The sequence below is a fragment of the Methylobacterium sp. P1-11 genome (assembly GCF_008329595.1).
Classification (GTDB): domain Bacteria; phylum Pseudomonadota; class Alphaproteobacteria; order Rhizobiales; family Beijerinckiaceae; genus Methylobacterium.
The window spans coordinates 52,764-70,116 of record NZ_NPKS01000008.1 but is presented as its reverse complement, the minus strand read 5'-3'; the positions used below and the strand labels follow the sequence as shown (position 1 = coordinate 70,116).

The following is a 17,353-nucleotide window of genomic DNA, read 5'->3' as shown; positions in this document are numbered from 1 at the left end:
GCCACGTCTCGGAATCGGGCGCCACAGCGGCGATCCGGTCGGACGGTGCGGGGACGAAGTAGGGGGCCGGTCAGCTCCCGCAGACTGCCTCGATCTTCGACTTCAGCGTGGCCGCGTTGAAGGGCTTCACGATATAATTGTTCACCCCGGCCTTCTTGGCCGCAATCACGTTCTCGGTCTTCGATTCGGCGGTGACCATGATGAACGGCGTCGTCCGAAGATTTTCGTCGGCCCGCACGTGCCGGAGCAGCTCGTAGCCCGTCATCGGCTCCATGTTCCAGTCGGAGATGACCAGGCCATATTTGCGCCCCTTCAGTCGCGCGAGCGCCTCGGTTCCGTCGGAAGCATCATCGACCTCTTCGAAGCCGAGCTGCTTCAATAGATTGCGAATAATGCGGACCATCGTCTGGTAATCGTCGACAACGAGGATCGGCATGCTCAGATCGAGAGCCATCGAACAACTGCTCCGTATTGCCCGGCGGGAAGCCGCGGCGGCTCCCGGATAGATTAACGCTTCGCTAACGCTGCAATTTAGCTGCGCTGCACAGCTTTTCAAATAGGGCATGCGCATTGCGAAGGCGTTAATCGGCGCGGCCGGCGCACAACCCCGATGCCTGCGGCGCGGAGGCGCGCACGGACGCCGGGGCTTCGCTTGACCCTCCGGGCACCTTTCGGCAGGGTCCGGCGGCGTCGGGCCCCTCGCGGATCTGTCAGGCGACCCCATCCGACTCTTCCAGGCACTCGACCCCGAACCGATGGCCCCAGGCGACGACACGGCCGCGCGGCCCTTCACGATCTGCCGCGCCGACGCGCCAGTCCCCCCGGCCCTCGCCGGGGCCGTGGCGGCGATCGGCAATTTTGATGGCGTCCACCTGGGCCATCGGATGCTCGTCGACATCGTGCGTGCCGCGGCTTATGCCGCCGGTCGGCCGGCCGCGATCCTGACCTTCGAGCCGCATCCGCGGGCCTATTTTGCGCCCGACGCGCCGATGTTCCGCCTGACCGGCCTCGCCGCCAAGGAAATCGTGTTCGCGCATCTGGGCCTCGACGGGCTGATCGTGCGCCGATTCGACGGGGCTCTGGCCGAGACCGGGGCTCGCGCCTTCGTGCTCGACTTCCTGAAGGGGTCCCTGGCCCTCTCCGGCGTGGTCGTCGGGCACGATTTCCATTTCGGCCGCGGCCGCGAAGGTACGCCTGCGATCCTCGCCGAACTCTGCCGCGAGGCGGGGATGATCTGCCAGATCGTGGCACCGGTCGCCCTCGGCGGTGAGACCGAGCCGGTTTCGTCGAGCGCGATTCGTGCGGCGCTGGCGGCCGGCGACATCGTCCGTGCCAACACGCTTCTCGGCTACCGCTGGTTCGTCCTTGGCGCGGTCCGACACGGCGACAAGCGCGGCCGGCAGCTGGGCTTTCCCACCGCCAACATGATGCTGCCCGACTGCGGGCTGGCGCACGGCATCTACGCGGTGCGGGTCCGCTTGGCCTCGGGCGGATTCCACGACGGCGTGGCGAGTTACGGGCGCCGTCCGACGTTCGATGACGGCGCACCGCTGCTGGAGACCTATCTCTTCGACTTCTCCGGCGATCTCTACGGGCAGGAGATCGCCGTGGAGTTCGTCGGCTACATCCGCGGCGAGGAGCGGTTCGCCAGCGCCGAGGCGCTTGTCGAGCGTATGCACGTCGATGCCCAAACGGCGCGGACCCTGCTGGCGCGCGATCTAACCTCGTCGATGCTGACCTGATCCCGCGGGCATCGCGGCAGGCGTGGATCGTGTAGAAGGTGTCATCGAGCAGGAGGCGGACGTGCTGGGTCGTTACGAGCGCGGGAACAACGGCGAGGCGGTCGTCGAGTACGGCGATGGCACGATGCGGGTGGTCAAGCCCGGCAGCTTCGTGCGCTGCGCGGTGACTGGCGAGCCGATCGCGATCGACGCGCTGCGCTACTGGAGCGCGACCCGCCAGGAAGCCTATGCCTCCCCTGAGGCGATCCTGAAGCGGCTGAAGGAAACCGGGCGCCCCTGACCGTTACGGCGCGCCGACCGCGTCGCGGATCTGCCGGCGCAGGGCGTCCGCGTCGTCGAGGACGAGGTGGACGCGCAGGATTCGCACGCCGGCCGAGAAGGCCGGCGGCAGGCGCACCGCGTCCTTCTCGGTCGTGACAAGGTCCGCTCCGATGCGCCGGGCCGCCTCGGCAAGAGCGGCAAGCTCTCGCTCCCGGTAAGGATGATGATCTGGGAACGGGCGCATCCCGGCGACCACCGCTCCCGCTTCGGCCAAGCTCGCGAAGAATTTCTCCGGGTAGCCGATGCCCGCGAAGGCAAGGCAGCGGCGGCCTGCCAGATCGTCCGCCTCCCGGACGAGCCGCGCCCTGTGGACCGGCAGGCCGCGTCGCTCGGCCGCCCGGGCGACCGTTTCGCCCGCGGCTCCGTCGCCGATCACGATCACCCCGCCGACATGCGGCCATTGCCGGGCCAGCGGCGCGCGCAGCGGCCCCGCCGGGAACGGCAGGCCGTTGCCGAGGCCGGCCGAGCCGTCGACCACCGCGAGACTGAGATCCTTGACGAGGCTCGGATTCTGCAGGCCGTCGTCCATCACGATGACGTCAGCGCCGAGGCTCCGGCACAGGGCAGCACCCGCCGGGCGGTCGCGGGAGACGATCGTGGGTGCCCGACGGGCGAGGAGCAGCGGCTCGTCGCCGACCTCGGCGGCCGCGTGGCGCTCGGGATCGACCTGCACCGGACCCGCGGTCCGACCCCCATATCCGCGGGACAGGAAGGCCGGCGCGGCACCGAGTTCGGCGAGGAGGGCCGCGACCATCAGGGCGGCCGGAGTCTTGCCGGCCCCGCCAAGGGTGAAGTTGCCCAGACACAGGACGGGGCAGCCGGCTCGCGCGCCGGGACGATCCATGCGCCGGGCCACGAGGTCCCCGTAGACCGCCCCGAGCGGCGCGAGGCCGCGCGCGGCCACGTGATCCGGCCCCGCCGCCCAGAAGGCCGGAGGTCGCATCAGGCTCGCGCCAGCGGTCGTACGGGGGTGCCCCGGTCGAGGCGCTGGAGCTTCATCTGCGCCACGAATGGGTCGAGCACCGCCAGCGTACGGGCCACCGCCCCCTCGAAGGGCTCGAGGGCGCGCTGCCCCGCGCGGGCCATGTCGGCGAGCCGCGCCTGGTCGCCGAGAAGCTCGGCGGCGACCGCCGCCAGCTCGACGCCGTCGCGTACCGTCAGGGTGCCGCCGGCACGGTCGAGGGCCTGATAGATCACGCCGAAATTCTCGGTGTGGGGCCCGTGCAGCACCGCCGAGTCGAGACGCAGGGGCTCGATCGGATTCTGGCCGCCCCGCGGGACCAGAGACCCGCCGAGGAACACCAGCGGGCTCATGCGGTAGAACAGGCCCAGCTCGCCGATCGTGTCGGCGACGTAGACCTCGATGGAGGGATGGGGCCGCCCGCCAGTGGAACGCTGGGCGCTGCGCAGGCCGACGGCGTTCGCGCAGGCGACCGCCTCTGCACCCCGGGCCGGGTGCCGCGGGGCGATGATCGTCAGGAGCTGGGGAAACTGCGCCTTCAGCATCGCGTGCGCGTAGACGACCATCGCCTCCTCGCCGGAATGCGTGCTCGCCGCGACCCAAACCGGCCGGCCGGCCACCATGGAACCCAGATAGGCGAGTTGCTGCGCATCGGCCGGGGGCACCGGCGCGTCGAATTTCAGATTCCCGGCGATGCTCACCCGCGGCGCGCCGAGCTTGGCGAAGCGCTCGCCGTCTTCCTGAGTCTGCGCCAGGCAGATCGCGATCCGCGTCAGGAGTGCCTTCGCGGTGCGCGGGCAGCGCTCCCAACCCCGAAACGAGCGCTCCGACATGCGCCCGTTGACCAGAATGAGGGGGACCTCGCGCTCGTCCAGCGCCAGGATTGTGTTCGGCCAGATTTCCGATTCAGCAATGACCGCGAGATCTGGCAGCCAGTGGTCGAGGAAACGGCCGACCCAGCGCGGCGCGTCGAGGGGCATGTACTGATGCACCGCGCCCGGCGGCAGCCGGACGCCGACCAGCTCGGCGGCCGCGCGTGTGCCCGTGGTTACGAGGACCGAGAAGCCGCGGGCGATCATGCCGTCGACGAGCCCGATCAGCGACAGGGCCTCGCCGACGCTCGCCCCGTGCATCCAGGCCAGCGGCCCGACGGGCCGGGCCCGGCCCGGCAGGCCCCGCCGCTCCGGGAGCCGGCGTGGATCCTCCTTGCCGCGCTGCGCGCGCCACGCGAGCAGGCCGGTCAGCGCTGGCTCGCCGATGCGCAGGCCGGCCCGGTAGGCCTGCAGCGGCAGCGTGACGGAGGGGCGCCTCACGCGAGGTCTCCCACCGGCGTGGAGGCTGTCACCTCAGGCGCCTCGCGGTAGAGCGCGGCCCGGTCGGCACGCCCCACAAGCGCGTAGGCGCGGGCATGGACGCGATTCATCTCGGCCTCGACATGGCGTCGAAGCGCCTCGAACGCCTCACCCTCGCAATCCCGCGCAACGTAGACGGGCTCCCCGAGCACGATCGCTCCACGCCCGAAGGGGAGGCCAAGGCAGGCCCGGTCCCAGGACTTGAACCGTAGATGCCGGCTCGTCACCACGGCAGCGGGAACGATCGGCCGGCCAGAGAAACGCGCCAGCGTCAGGATCCCGGCATCGCACCGGCGCGACACCTTCGGCACGTCCGCGCTGAAGGCCACGGACTCGCCTGCCTTGAGAGCCCGCAGCATCGCTCGGAAGCCCTCCGCACCACCCTTGGCGCGGGTGTCGCTGGCCCGGCTTCGGCCGCGGGCGCCGGATGCCCGAATCACGCGCACGCCGAGGCGCTCCAGCGCGATGGTGTTGATGTTGCCGTCCGGATTCTTGGAGATGATCGTGGCGACCCGATCACCCGGCCGGCGCATGAACGGCATCATGATGTGCTGCCCGTGCCACATGCCGGCGATGAGCGGCAGCCGCGCGTCCATCCACCGGTCCACGCTGCCCGGCGCAGCCCCGGCCGCGTGGACCTCGAAGCGGTTGGTCGTCTGCACGAGCCGCAGATAGGACGCGGCGATGCGGCCGAGGAGGCGCTGCACTGCGGGATGACGGAGGATACGCTTGCCGAGACCCATGTCACGCCCGAGGCGGCTCGACCGCCATCACCCGATCAGTTCGGGATCGAATTCGACCGCGCATGGTCTAGCCCCCGCGCCTGAGACGAAACAATCCGCCTCGCCCACAACCGTACGGATAGACCACCTGTACGGGCGGCCATTCCGGTCCCGCGGATGCTCCTGCGGCGCGGCGAAAACACGGCAGCGCCTCTTGTTTAGACAAATTCTAGACTGTAGATTGGAATAGATCCAAAGAGGAGCTTTACGATGGCCGCCCTTCTCCAGAGCGCCGCCGAGATTCACGAGGAGGCGCGGCGCGCCTTCGTCCTGCGCTATGTCCAACCCGGCCTCGCCGGACTGATCGACGGCTCGGTCTCGACCCTTGCACCGATCTTCGCCGCGGCCTTCGCCACGGGGCATAACGGCGCGACCTTCCTGGTGGGGCTTGCGGCCTCGGTCGGCGCTGGCATCAGCATGGGGTTCACAGAGGCCCTGTCGGACGACGGTGCCGTCACGGGCCGCGGCGACCCGTGGCTGCGCGGCCTCGTCTGCGGCGCGATGACCACACTGGGCGGCCTCGGCCACACGCTGCCCTATGCGATCCCCGACACGCTCCCGGCCGGCTGGCCGAATCCTTTCGTCCTGGCCACGAGCCTGGCCATTCTCGTGGTGGTGGTGGAACTCGCGGTCATCGCGGCGATCCGCACGCGTTTCATGGCGACGCCGTTCTGGCGCGCGGCCCTGCAGGTCATGGTCGGCGGCGCGCTGGTGCTGGTGGTCGGGATGCTGATCGGAAGCGCTTGACGGGAAGCGTCGCGCCCGCGATGCGGAGCGCCTTACGTCCCCGTGTCGAGGGTGACCACCGGCGTTGACCTTCCGCCTCGTCCATCTCAGCGATCCGCATGTCGGGCCTCTCGGCCGGGTGCGCCTCCGCCATCTCATCGGCAAGCGCGCCACCGGCTATGCCAATTGGCGGCGCGGGCGCTCGCGCAGCCACGACATGACCGTGCTGGAGGCGCTGGTCACCGACATGAAGGCGCAGGGTGCCGAGCACGTCGCCTGTACGGGCGACCTGTGCAACATCGGCCTGCCGAGCGAGTGGGAGACCGCCCGGACATTCCTGGAAGCGCTGGGGTCGCCGGAGGCGGTGAGCTTCGTGCCGGGCAATCACGATGCCTATGTCCGCGGTTCCCTGGAAGGCCTGCTCGCGACCTGCGGCCGCTACACGGGCGATGATTCCGGTTCTTGGGGCCGCTTTCCCTACCTGCGGCGGCGTGGCCCTCTGGCTCTGGTCGGCCTGTCGAGCGCGATCCCGACGAAACCCTTCGTGGCGACAGGCCGCCTCGGGGCGCCACAACTGGCTGCGGTCGAAGCGTTGCTCCGGGCCCTCGCCACGGAGCCGGGCCGGCCCTTCCGCGTGGTGATGATCCACCATCCGCCGCAGCCGGGAGGCGCCGCGCCGGGGCGCGAGTTGAAAGACGCCGCAGCGTTCACCGCGATGATCGCGCGGGCCGGAGCGGACCTGATCCTGCACGGTCACAATCACATCACCAGCGCGGCCCAGATCCCGGGACCGAACGGTCGGGTCGTTCCGGTGATCGGGGCCCCCTCCGCGTCGGCACGCGCGGACGGGCACGGGGCGATCGCGTCGCGCCGGGCCTCCTATCTGCTGTTCGAGATCGGCCGGGCGGAACGGGGGTTCACGGTCACGGCCCGCAGACGAGGACTCGACGCATCAGGCGCCATGGGCGATCTCGGCGCCCTGGATCTCGGCGAGGCGGAACACGCCTGAGCTCTTGAGCCGGCGCGACCGCGCAATCGGCGGCGCCGGCCCGAAGAGCGGTGGGCGAATCAGATGCCGGCGACTGCGAGGTCGGCGCGCTGTTGTCGGCTGAGGCTCGCTTCGTAGCGCTCGGCCTGGAGGCGGGTGAGACCGCATATCAACGCGAGTGTTCCGCGATACACGGTGTAGGTGCCGTCGTGAGTCGGCTTGACGCGAATCACCTCTGCCATGGGAGCCTGCCTTATGCTGGAGGTTGCCTGCCTTTGTCTAAGGAAATCATCCCTTCTTGCTGAATTGGCCGGTCGAACGCGCGAACGAGGGCGAGGTTATCAGTCGTTCCAGGGGTGGCAAGAGCCGTCTACGTCGAAATGCTTAGGTCTTTCTGCTGCAACGCGGCAAAGCCTTGCCCGGGCTTGCGATCCGCGGATGCGTAAAAAAGCGGCCGTCGCTTTGCATATTGAATATGCTGCGCGGGCCGGCCGAGAGCCGCTCGGGCGGCGCGAATCGTAGGATGGATCCGCCCGTCCGGGCGCTCGAAAGGTACCTCCATGCAGCTCTGGCGTCTGACGGCGACCGATCTCGCGGCCCTGATCCGCACCGGCCAAGTTTCGGCCAGGGAGGTCGCGCGGGACGCTCTCGACCGGCTCGATGCGGTCAACGGGCGGATCAACGCCGTTGTCGAGCACCGGCCGGAGGAGGTGCTGGCGCAGGCCGAGGCGGTGGACGCTGCCCGCGCGCGCGGCGAGGCCCCCGGTCCGCTCGCGGGCGTGCCGGTCACCATCAAGGTCAACGCCGACCAGCATGGCTTCGCGACGACGAACGGGCTGCGCCTCCAGCGTGACCTCGTGGCGACGGACGACAATCCCGTCGTCGCCAATATCCGCCGGGCCGGCGCCGTGCTGCTCGGGCGAACCAACACGCCCGCTTTCTCCCTCCGCTGGTTCACCACCAACCAGCTCCACGGCGACACCAAGAACCCCCGTGATCCGGCGCTGACGCCCGGCGGCTCGTCCGGCGGCGCCGGCGCCGCGGTGGCGGCCGGGATCGGCGCGATCGCCCACGGAACCGACATTGCCGGCTCGGTGCGCTATCCGGCTTATGCCTGCGGCGTGCACGGGCTGCGGCCGAGCCTGGGCCGGATCCCGGCCTGGAACGCCTCCTCCCCCGAGCGCGGCATCGGTCCGCAGCTGATGGCGGTCTCAGGCCCGCTCGCCCGCAGCATCGCGGATGTGCGCCTCGGCCTGGAGGTCATGGCGGCACCGGATCCGCGCGACCCATGGTGGGTGCCGGCGCCGCTGGAGGGGCCGCGCGTCCCGCGCAAGGTCGCTCTCTGCGTGCGGCCGGGGGGGCTCAACACGGTACCGGAGGTCGAGGCCGCCCTGCGCGAGGCCGCGCGGCGCCTCGGCGGGGCCGGGTGGGTGGTCACGGAGATCGCCGAGACGCCGCCGATCCGGGAGGCAAGCGAACTCCAGCTCCAGCTCTGGCTCGGCGACGGCTACGCGGCGGTCCGGGCTGCAGCGGAGCGGGAGGGTGATCCGGCGGCGATCGGGCTTCTGGACAGCTTCCGGGCGCGAGCCGAAGCGATGGCGCCCGACGCCATCGCCCGGGCCCTGACCCGGCGCGCGACACTGGCGCGGGAATGGTCGCTGTTCCTCACCGAGAACCCGGTGCTGCTGGTCCCGGTCTCCGGCGAGTTGCCCTTCCCGGACGGGCTCGACCGGACCGGCGATGCCGGGATCGCCCGGGCCTTCGAGGCGAATCTGCTTCAGGTGGGACTGGCGCCGCTTGGAATCCCTGCGCTCACCGTGACGACCGGGCTCATCGGGCGCACCCCCGTCGGCGTGCAATTGGTCGCGGCCCGATATCGGGAAGACCTGTGCCTCGCGGCCGGCGCGGCCATCGAGGCCGGCGGCGTACCGGAGATGCCGGTGGACCCGGTCTGACGCCCGACCGTCATTCCTCGAAACTGAATGGGCATAGCCCAGCGTTTGCAATCAGTGATTGCAAACGCTGCAACATGTCGGTGATCGCCACCAAGGGGAGTCTGGAAAGCACCCTGGTTGCTGGCCGCTCTGACGGGGCGCCGCCTGACATGCGGGCGGCCGGGGTTAGGTCAGGCCCCGCCTGACGCTCCAAGGTTTGCCAGCAGTGCCGCGAACAGCTGCGCCCGCTGCGGCAGCGTCTCGATCAGCACGTGCTCCTCAAGGGTGTGGTAGCCCTGGCCCAGCGGTCCGAGGCCATCGAGGGTCGGGATGCCGTTGGCGCCGGTGAAGTTGCCGTCCGAGCCGCCGCCGGCGCTGCGGTGGGGCAGGGGCCGGCCGAGCGCTTCGCTCAACCCACGCGCCTGTTCGTAGAGCGCCATGCAGCCCGCATCTGGCTCCCAGACCGGCCGGGTCACGCCCCGGGACACGGTGAAGCGGACACCGTCCTCCTCCCCCGAGAGGGCCAGCATCCGCTCGACGCCGCGGTCGAGGTCGGCTTGGCGCTTGGCCATGCTGAGCGCCTGTCCGCGACAGACGGTCGGGACGCAGTTCACCCACTGCCCGCCCGAGACGATCCCGGTGGAGAATGTGCAGTCGGCATCCGACAGCGCGTCGATGGCCAGGATCTTGCGCGCCATCGCGCGGATCGCCGATCGCCCCTCGTGGGGCGAGGCGCCGGCGTGGCTCGGTCGGCCAAGAGCCTCGAGGTCGAAGCGGGCGATGGCGTAACGACCGGTGACCACGCCGTTCTCGGGCTGACCCGGCTCGGGGACGAGCACGAAGGCGTGGCGTGCAGCCTCCGCCTCGATCAGGTCGCGGGTGGAGGGGCTGCCGACCTCCTCATCGCCGGTGAACAGGACAGTCACCGGCAGCGGCGTCTCGATCCCGGCCGCCGCCAGGGCGCGGATCGCCGCCAGCGCGACGACGTTGCCGCCCTTCATGTCGAGGATGCCGGGACCGTAGGCGCGGTCGCCCTCAATCCGCCAGGGCAGGCTCCCGAGGGTGCCGACCGGATGCACCGTGTCGAGATGGCCGAGCACCAGGATGCCGGGCGCTTCGCGGTCCCGGTGCGGGAACCGGGCGCGGACGCAGTCGCTCAGGCCCATGCGGCCCGGGATCGTCTCGACGGTCGCCCCGAGGAGCGCGAGATCGCGGGCGGCGACGCCCATCATGCGGTTGACCGCCGCCGCGTCGTGGGTCGGGCTCTCGCACAGGACCCAGGGCTGCAGGGTCGCGAGGATGTCGCGCGCGTCGACGTGCAGATCCTGGATCATCGGGCTTTCTCCTCGGCGAACGGATCGGCAACCCGCGGCCAGTAGAGACCGGACCGCTTGGTGTAGGGGATCGCGCCGTAATCCGGCGGCACGGCGCCCGGCGCCGCGACGTAGCGGACCTCGCTCGCGATCGGCGCGAAGGCGGCGTAGAAGTGCTGCATCGACTTCACCACGACGATCCGCTTGTCGTCGAGGCTCAGGCCGAGGCCCGTGAAGGCGTCGGGCGCGAAGGCCTGCTGGCGCTTGTGGGTCAGCACCACGTGGATCCCGTCCGCCTCGACCCAGGCCGCGGGGCCGAGATGGGCCCGGCCGCCACTGAGGCCGGTCTGGCTGTGGTCGTCCGAGAGGCCGCGGACTGTGACGCGCAGGTCCACCGGGTCACCCGAGGTCACGCCGCACTTGCCGCCGATCCGGAGCGTGAAGGTCGCGCCGAGTCCGGCCTCGTGGCAAATGCCGACCGCGCCGGGATCCCAGATCAGGCCGAGGGCCACGTCCCTGATGCCCCGCTCCGCGAGACGCGCGAGGATCGCGGTGTTGTCGGAGGGCGCGCCCGCACCGGCATTGTCGGCAAAATCGGCCAGCACCATCGGGCGCGGGTCGTCGGAGGCGAGGGCGAGATCGATCGCCGCATCGATCGTGTCGCAGTGGCTCGCCGCCTCCTCCCGTATCGCCCAGACGGCGCCGGCGAGTTCGTCGGCCAGTGCCTGCGCCTTGGCGCCATCACCGTCGGCAACGACCAGCATCTTGGCACCCACATCCGCCACGTCGCCCCACGGGAAGCCGTGCCCGAAGGAGACCGAAAGGATGCCGTCGCGCCCCTCCAGCGCCTCCATCCGACGCACGAAGCCCGCGACCGGCTCGCGGCTGGTGCGCCACATGTTGATGATCCGGCAATCGGCATAGGCCATCACCGGCCGGATCTCCTTTGACACGGTCCGGACCACCAGCGGGTAGAGGTCGCGGGCACGGTCGACGATGTCGGTGTGCGGATACTCCTTGTAGATCACGATGACGTCGGCATTGGCCCGCATCGTCTCGGTGAGGTGGCAGTGGAGGTCGAGTTCGACGCCGATCGTGGCGTCCAGCCCGACGATGGCGCGGGCCCGCTCCAGGATGTCGCCCTCGCAATCATCGGTGCCCTCGGCAACCATGGCGCCGTGCATGAACAGCAGCACCGCGTCGACCGGCATCGCGGCCTTCAGATCCTCCAGCAGGGCGTCCCGCAGCTCCTCGTAGACGGCCCGCAGGGTGATCCCGCCGGGCTGGGCGAAGGTCGAAAGGCTCTCGACGATCGTATGCCCGTCGGCTTCAGCCATCTCGCGCCAGGCTTTGAGACCGATGTTGCTGAGGCTCGGCGGGTTCCGGCTGCCGTCCCGACGGGCGTAGTCGGCGTGGAACGCCGCCAGTCCGGTGGGCAAGGGTGCGAAGGTATTGGTCTCGGTGGCGAGACCCGCGATGAAGATCTTCAAGGTCCTGTCCCTATCAGTCCCGGCCGCCGGGTCAGGCGGGGCTGGGGGTCAGCGTGATGACCGTTTCGGTGGCCGCGTCCACGGCCGCAGGGCCGTAGAGCATCGGCACATAATCCTGGCGCCCCCAGACCGGGGCCAAGTCGGCATAGTGCGCGCTTGCCGGTTCCCCCGACTGGCCCGGCACGTTGATGAAGACCGATCGGTCCCAGTCCCCCACATCCACGACCATGCGGAACGAGGCGCCGTGGGTGAGCCGGAACGTATCGGTTCGGTACTCCGCGTGCATGACCGATGCCGCGGCGCCGCCCAGGGGCAGCGGACCGACGTCCCAGCCGGAATCGGGCGTCAGCGCGGTCAGAGGATGGGCGAACACCGCGTGGTGCAGGCGGCCCCAGGACCAGCCCGAGGGATCGGATCCCATCCGCTCGCGGCAGGTGCCGTAGGCGGCGCCGAGGGCGGCCGTGAGCAGCACCATGCGCGCCTCCGGATCGAGATCGGTCTCCAGCCGCTCGATCAGGCTCTGCGTGTCGCCGGGCGGAAGCAGCCGGCGGGTCTCGGCGTCGGACGCGAGCGCCGTGAGCAATGCCGGCCGCAGATGGCGGACCCAGAAGACCTCAATGAGGGCGGCTGCGGCGGAGCCATGGTGCAGCGCGCCGTCGAAGGACGCCAGGACGGCCTGAGCCAACGCGACATCGGGATCCGAGGCCGTGGGCAGCGCCCGAACCAGCTCGGCCAACCGGCGGGCCGGCTCGGAGAAGACATCGCTCTGGAGCGCCTGCGAATCGGCGAGGCTGTGCCGGTCCTGTCCGCCGAGCACCGCGCGGATGCGGCGGGCACGCCAAGGCTCGGCCCACTCGAACCCGAGCTTTCGATCCTCCGCGGGATAATCGGGCGGCAGATTCATCTCGTTGGCGGTGGCGAGCCAGCCCGAATCCGGATCGATGCTTCGGGGCAGGGTGCCGGGATCGTGGAAGCCGGCCCAGTCGTAACGGCCGTCGCCCGGCGCCGGCAGCAGGCCGTCATGAGCCGGCCGCGCCGGCGCCTTGCCGGCCATGAACCACGCGATTCGGCCCGTCGTGTCGGCGTAGAGCTGGTTCACGGAGGGCGCCGACCAGTGGCGCAGGGCCTCGCCGAAGGCCTCGGGCGTCGTGGCGCCAAGATAGGCGAGACTGCCGAGATAGGCCGCGGCACCGGGCTCCGACCACACGGTCCGCAGCGCGAAGGCACGGCCGCCCGCCTCGCGGAGCACCGGTCCGTGCCGGGTGAAGCCCAGGATCACGGTCTCGTCCGGCCCGCCCCGCACCGGGATCTCCTCCGTGATCCGCGTGATCGGCGCCCAGCCGTCGCCGGAGCGGTAGCGATCCCGATCAGCCGGGTCGATCTCGCAGACGAACAGATCCTCCTGGTCCATCGGTGCGATGGTCAGGCTGAAGGCAGCGTGGCCGTTATGGCCGATGGAGATGCCGGGCAGAGCCGGCTCGCCCGCCCCGATCACGTCGAGTCCCGGGGCGGTAAGGTGGATGGCGTAGCGCAGCGACGGTTGCAGGTAGACCCGGTGCGGATCGCTTGCCAGGATCGGCCGTCCGGTGGCGGTGCGGGACGGCGCCACCGCCCAGTTGTTCGAGCCTTCGGACGGCTCCTTCGGCGCGCTGCGCGCTCCCCGCGTGACGGTCCCGTGCGCGTCGACCTTGGACCAGTCCCAGGCCTCCGCCCGGGACGCGGCCATCCTGTCCGGACTGAACCCCACCGTCGCCGTGGCCAGCCGGAAGGCGTCGAGGAGGTCGTCCGGCCAGTCGGCGGCGTCGAGCCCGTCCGGGACGAACGGTTCGTGGGGCGGGTTGATCCGCTTGCGCAGATCGTCCACGGCGAGCCCGTCCGCCGGGCTCCGACCGCGGGCGAGCACCCGCGCGCGGGCGACCTCGGACAGGACGTTGCGGATCAGTGCGTGGCTGCGGATGCGCACCACGTCCTCCGGCTTCCACAGGGCCGGGCGCGTGTCCGTCAGGGCAAATTCCGGCGGGCGCAGGTCGGGCCGCGCCTCGGTGAGGGCGACGTAGGCGTTGATCCCCGCCACGAAGGCCGTGACGATGGCCCGCGTGTCCTGCGGTCCGTAGGCCGCCCACTCGGCAGCGATGTCGCCGCGGTAGAGGAACAGTCGGGCGGCCCGGTCCTGGGCGAGGTAGCCGGGTCCGAAATCCGCCGCCAGCAGGCCGAGGCCGCGCTTGCGCCAGAGGTCGAGCTGCCAGAGCCGGTCCCGGGCGGCATTGAACCCCTGCGCGCGGTACGCGTCCAGCGCCGTGCCGGCGCGGATATGCGCAAGCCCCCAGCGGTCGACCCGGACCTCGACCGGCCCGTGGAGACCGGGGAGGCAGTACGTCGCGCCGCTCACAGAGCCACTTCGATGAGGTGCGGCCCCTTGCCGGCCAGCGCGTGCTGGAACGCCTCGATGAACTCGGCCAGGGTCTCAACCCGCCGCCCGGCGACGCCGAAGCCGCGGGCAAGGCTCACCCAATCCACCGCCGGCTCATCGAGACTCAGCATGCTGAGTGCCTTCGGGCCGGGATTGAGGGCGCCGACATTGGCGAGTTCCGCCCGCAGGATGGCGTAGGAGCGGTTCGACCAGACCAGCGTCACCACGTCGAGGCGCTCGCGCGCCTGGGTCCAGAGCGCCTGCACCGTGTAGAGCCCGCTGCCGTCGGCCTGGAGGTTGATCACCTTGCTGTCGGGGCAGGCCACGGCTGCGCCGGTCGCCATCGGGATGCCGAGGCCGATCGACCCGCCGCTGAGCTGGAGCCAGCTGTGGGGCGCCGCATCCCGGGTCAGGGCGAAGAAGTTGCGGCCCGTGGTGATCGACTCGTCGCAGATCACCGCACCTTCGGGGATCAGCGCGCCGAGCACCTGCCCGATCGTATCCTGATCGAGGGGGCCGGAGGTCGGAAGCTTCGGGCGCGGAGCCACCGCGACCGGCTCTGCAGGCGGAGCCGCGACGGCCTCGGCCAAGCGCTCCAGGGCGTCGATCTGGTCCTCCTCTGGGGTCGCCAGAGTGATCGTCGTACTGCCCTCCGGCGCGAGCAGGCTCGGCTTGCCCGGATAGGCGAAAAAGCCTACGGGCGGGGTCGCGCCGATCAGGATGATGTGGCGAAAGCCCTTCAACGCCGCAATGCCCTGGTCGATCGGGTAGGGCAGGCGCTCGATCGGCACGGTGCCGGCGCCGCGGTCGATCCGGGAATTGGACGTCATCGCCATCAGCTGGGCCCCGGTCTTCCGGGCGATCCGGTCGGCGATCACTCGGCCCTCGCTCCGCACGGCCCGGTCGCCGAGATGCAGGAGCACCGGCTCGCCGCTCCGGAGCGCATGCGCGGCCGCCGCGATCGCGTCGTCGCTCGCCCGCGTGCGCTCGGGGATCGGCGGCACGGGAGCGGGCCCGGCTCCGGGATCCCAGGCCGTGTTGGCCGGCAGGATCAAGGTCGCAACCTGCCCCGGAGCGGTGCGGGCGGCCGCGATGGCGGCGGCGCCGTCGGATCCGATCTCGGACGCGCTCATTCCGGTCCGTACCCAGGACGACATCGGGTGGGCCAGCCCCTCGATGTCCGAGGTGAGCGGCGCGTTGTATTCCCGATGATACGTTGCATGCTCCCCGACGATGTTGACGACGGGGGTGCGCGCCTTCTTGGCGTTGTGGAGATTGGCCAACCCGTTGGCCAAACCCGGCCCGAGATGGAGCAGGGTCGAGGCCGGCTTGTCGGCCATGCGGGCATAGCCGTCGGCGGCGCCGGTCGCCCCACCCTCGAACAGGAACAGCACGCAGCGCATGCCCTCGACCCGGTCGAGGGCGGCCACGAAATGCATCTCAGACGTGCCGGGATTGGTGAAGCAGACCTCGACCCCGCCATCCACGAGTGTCCGGACCAAGCTCTCGGCCCCGTTCATGGCGCGCGGCGTCTCGTCGGTCACGGGCGTCTCCTCACGGTCCCGCCAAGCGGGGTTGCGAATCGAATTTTTTATTATCGTGCCGCAGCAGGCGCTACGCGCAAGTAGCGAAGTCCGGCATCTTCTGTTCGCTGGACGCAGGTCCTAAGCCTGAGCATGGCGCGGGATTTGCGCGTGGCGCACCGCAACTTCGACGATTGGGATCCGGATGACAATTCGCCGCCTGATTGCCGCCGCCCTGGCAAGTTCCGTGACCCTGACGGGGTCGGCCAACGCCGAGAGCGTGTTGCGTATCGCCATGACGGCGAGCGATATCCCGACCACCACCGGTATGCCCAACAACGGATTCGAGGGGATGCGCTTCCTCGGCTACCCGATCTTCGAGGGTCTGGTGCAGTGGGACCTCAAGAACACCACCAAGCTCGCCGGCATCATCCCGGCGCTGGCCGAGCGCTGGGAACAGGACCCGAACGACAAGACGGTCTGGATCTTCCACCTGCGTCAGGGCGTGAAGTTTCATGACGGGACGCCGTTCAACGCCGACGCGGTGATCTGGAACCTCGACCGATACTTCAAGAACGACAGCCCGCAATTCGAAGCGCAGGGCGCCGGCATTAGTCGGGCCCGGGCGCCGCTGGTCGGGAGCTATAAGAAGATCGACGACGCCACGGTCCAGATCAGCACCACACAGGTGGCGTCGTACTTCCCCTATATGGTGGTCTACCTGCTCTTCACCTCGCCGACGTCCTTCGAGAAGGCCGGTCGCGACTGGAGCAAGGTGGCCGCCCTGCCGGCGGCCGGCACAGGTCCTTTCAGGATCACCCGCGTCGCGCCGCGGGAGGCGGTCGATCTCGCCAAGTTCGACGGCTACTGGGACCCGAACCGGCTGGCCAAGGTCGACAGGGTCCGGCTGCTGCCGATCCCGGAGGCCAATGCGCGGGTCGCAGCCCTGCGAGCCGGTCAGGTCGACTGGGTCGAGGTGCCGGCACCCGACGCGATTCCGTCGCTCAAGCACGCGGGCTTCACCATCACCACGGGCTCATACCCGCATGTCTGGCCCTACCTCTTCAATATCGGCGCCAAGGACAGCCCGCTGAAGGATGTGCGCGTTCGGCAGGCCCTGAACTACTGCATCGACCGGGCCGGCATCGTCGAACTGCTCAACGGCACGGCCGAGCCGGCGACCGGGTGGCTCAACGACCGGGATCCGAATTTCGGCACGCCGAAGAACCGCTACACGTTCGACGCCGCCAAGGGGAAGGCGCTGCTCGCCGAGGCCGGCTTCACCGACAAGAAGCCGCTCAGCCTCAAGGTGATGATCTCGTCCTCCGGCTCCGGTCAGATGCTGCCGATGCCCATGAACGAGTACCTCCAGGAGAATCTCAAGCAGGCCTGCAACGTCGATGTCAGCTTCAACGTGGTCGAGTGGCAGGTTCTGCTGAATTCGGCCCGGGCACTGCCGGACGCGCCGAGTCTCCAGGGCGCGATGGCGCTCAACGTCTCCTCGCCCTCCTCGGATGCCGCCGTCATGGCCCGTTACTTCGCGGGCGACCGCTTCCCGCCGAACGGCTTCAATTTCCCGAACTGGAAGGACGACGCGTTCAACGCGGCCCTGAAGGCACTCGCCGAGACGACCGATGCCAAGGTGATCGACGCACAGACCACGATCGCCCACGAGCGCCTCGTGGATGATCCACCCTGGCTGTTCGTCGTCCACGACCTCAATCCCCGCGGGATGTCCAAGAAAGTCCACGGTTTCGTCTCGCCGCAATCTTGGTTCGTCGACCTCACCCTCGTCAGCGTGCAGTAGAATC

14 protein-coding genes and 1 pseudogene are annotated in these 17,353 nt (G+C 70.1%); 6 read left to right on the top strand and 9 right to left on the bottom strand.

Annotated elements, in window-relative coordinates; all coding sequences use genetic code 11:
* Nucleotides 1-70: 70 nt before the first annotated feature.
* Entirely contained in the window at nucleotides 71-454 is a 384-nt protein-coding gene (locus CIW48_RS10320) for a response regulator (protein WP_012317888.1), read from the bottom strand.
* Between the two features lie 301 nt (nucleotides 455-755).
* Here CIW48_RS10320 and CIW48_RS10315 point away from each other — a divergent pair, with 301 nt between their 5' ends.
* Together CIW48_RS10315 and CIW48_RS10310 are read left to right on the top strand one after the other, a co-directional pair.
* A complete protein-coding gene (locus tag CIW48_RS10315; protein ID WP_149310712.1) occupies nucleotides 756-1,742 on the top strand; it encodes a bifunctional riboflavin kinase/FAD synthetase in 987 nt (328 codons plus the stop codon).
* 61 nt (nucleotides 1,743-1,803) lie between these two features.
* Nucleotides 1,804-2,022, top strand: coding sequence for a DUF2093 domain-containing protein (locus CIW48_RS10310; RefSeq protein WP_091779874.1), 219 nt, complete (start codon nucleotides 1,804-1,806; stop codon nucleotides 2,020-2,022).
* A gap of 3 nt (nucleotides 2,023-2,025) precedes the next feature.
* On the opposite strand, the gene lpxK is transcribed toward CIW48_RS10310, so the two are convergent.
* From lpxK to CIW48_RS10295, 3 genes are read right to left on the bottom strand one after another with little or no spacing between them, the layout of a single operon-like run.
* Nucleotides 2,026-3,006 carry a tetraacyldisaccharide 4'-kinase gene (gene lpxK / locus CIW48_RS10305; RefSeq protein WP_149310711.1) on the bottom strand — a complete coding sequence of 327 codons (981 nt, stop codon included), beginning with the start codon at nucleotides 3,004-3,006 and terminating at the stop codon, nucleotides 2,026-2,028.
* Nucleotides 3,006-4,337: a 3-deoxy-D-manno-octulosonic acid transferase gene (locus tag CIW48_RS10300; protein WP_149310710.1), complete on the bottom strand. Its 1,332-nt coding sequence runs from the start codon at nucleotides 4,335-4,337 to the stop codon at nucleotides 3,006-3,008. Before CIW48_RS10300 ends, lpxK begins: the two co-directional genes overlap by 1 nt.
* Complete coding sequence (locus CIW48_RS10295; protein ID WP_091779867.1) at nucleotides 4,334-5,119, bottom strand: lysophospholipid acyltransferase family protein; 786 nt, start codon at nucleotides 5,117-5,119, stop codon at nucleotides 4,334-4,336. Before CIW48_RS10295 ends, CIW48_RS10300 begins: the two co-directional genes overlap by 4 nt.
* A gap of 294 nt (nucleotides 5,120-5,413) precedes the next feature.
* On the opposite strand from CIW48_RS10295, the pseudogene CIW48_RS10290 reads away from it, so the two are divergent.
* Together CIW48_RS10290 and CIW48_RS10285 are read left to right on the top strand one after the other, a co-directional pair.
* A pseudogene (locus CIW48_RS10290) lies at nucleotides 5,414-5,905 on the top strand (VIT1/CCC1 transporter family protein); the annotation flags it as partial.
* Between the two features lie 64 nt (nucleotides 5,906-5,969).
* Nucleotides 5,970-6,893 (top strand): metallophosphoesterase, encoded by a 924-nt coding sequence (locus tag CIW48_RS10285; protein WP_149310708.1) that lies wholly within the window; start codon nucleotides 5,970-5,972, stop codon nucleotides 6,891-6,893.
* A 59-nt stretch (nucleotides 6,894-6,952) separates the two neighbouring features.
* Here CIW48_RS10285 and CIW48_RS33205 read toward each other — a convergent pair whose 3' ends face one another.
* Nucleotides 6,953-7,114 carry a hypothetical protein gene (locus CIW48_RS33205; protein ID WP_173009238.1) on the bottom strand — a complete coding sequence of 54 codons (162 nt, stop codon included), beginning with the start codon at nucleotides 7,112-7,114 and terminating at the stop codon, nucleotides 6,953-6,955.
* Between the two features lie 318 nt (nucleotides 7,115-7,432).
* On the opposite strand from CIW48_RS33205, the gene CIW48_RS10280 reads away from it, so the two are divergent.
* Entirely contained in the window at nucleotides 7,433-8,827 is a 1,395-nt protein-coding gene (locus tag CIW48_RS10280) for an amidase family protein (RefSeq protein WP_149310707.1), read from the top strand.
* Between the two features lie 170 nt (nucleotides 8,828-8,997).
* Here CIW48_RS10280 and CIW48_RS10275 read toward each other — a convergent pair whose 3' ends face one another.
* The 4 genes from CIW48_RS10275 to CIW48_RS10260 are packed head-to-tail and all read right to left on the bottom strand — an operon-like array spanning nucleotide 8,998 to nucleotide 15,539.
* Nucleotides 8,998-10,140 (bottom strand): M20/M25/M40 family metallo-hydrolase, encoded by a 1,143-nt coding sequence (locus CIW48_RS10275; RefSeq protein ID WP_149310706.1) that lies wholly within the window; start codon nucleotides 10,138-10,140, stop codon nucleotides 8,998-9,000.
* Entirely contained in the window at nucleotides 10,137-11,609 is a 1,473-nt protein-coding gene (locus CIW48_RS10270) for a M81 family metallopeptidase (protein ID WP_149310705.1), read from the bottom strand. The genes CIW48_RS10275 and CIW48_RS10270 overlap by 4 nt, the downstream gene beginning before the upstream one ends.
* Nucleotides 11,610-11,640: 31 nt before the next feature.
* On the bottom strand, nucleotides 11,641-13,998 hold the full coding sequence (locus tag CIW48_RS10265) for a penicillin acylase family protein (RefSeq protein ID WP_149310704.1): 2,358 nt from the start codon (nucleotides 13,996-13,998) through the stop codon (nucleotides 11,641-11,643).
* On the bottom strand, nucleotides 13,995-15,539 hold the full coding sequence (locus tag CIW48_RS10260; RefSeq protein ID WP_149310821.1) for an acetolactate synthase large subunit: 1,545 nt from the start codon (nucleotides 15,537-15,539) through the stop codon (nucleotides 13,995-13,997). The genes CIW48_RS10265 and CIW48_RS10260 overlap by 4 nt, the downstream gene beginning before the upstream one ends.
* A 208-nt stretch (nucleotides 15,540-15,747) precedes the next feature.
* Here CIW48_RS10260 and CIW48_RS10255 point away from each other — a divergent pair, with 208 nt between their 5' ends.
* Nucleotides 15,748-17,349, top strand: coding sequence for an ABC transporter substrate-binding protein (locus CIW48_RS10255; protein WP_149310703.1), 1,602 nt, complete (start codon nucleotides 15,748-15,750; stop codon nucleotides 17,347-17,349).
* The last annotated feature ends 4 nt before the right edge of the window (nucleotides 17,350-17,353 follow it).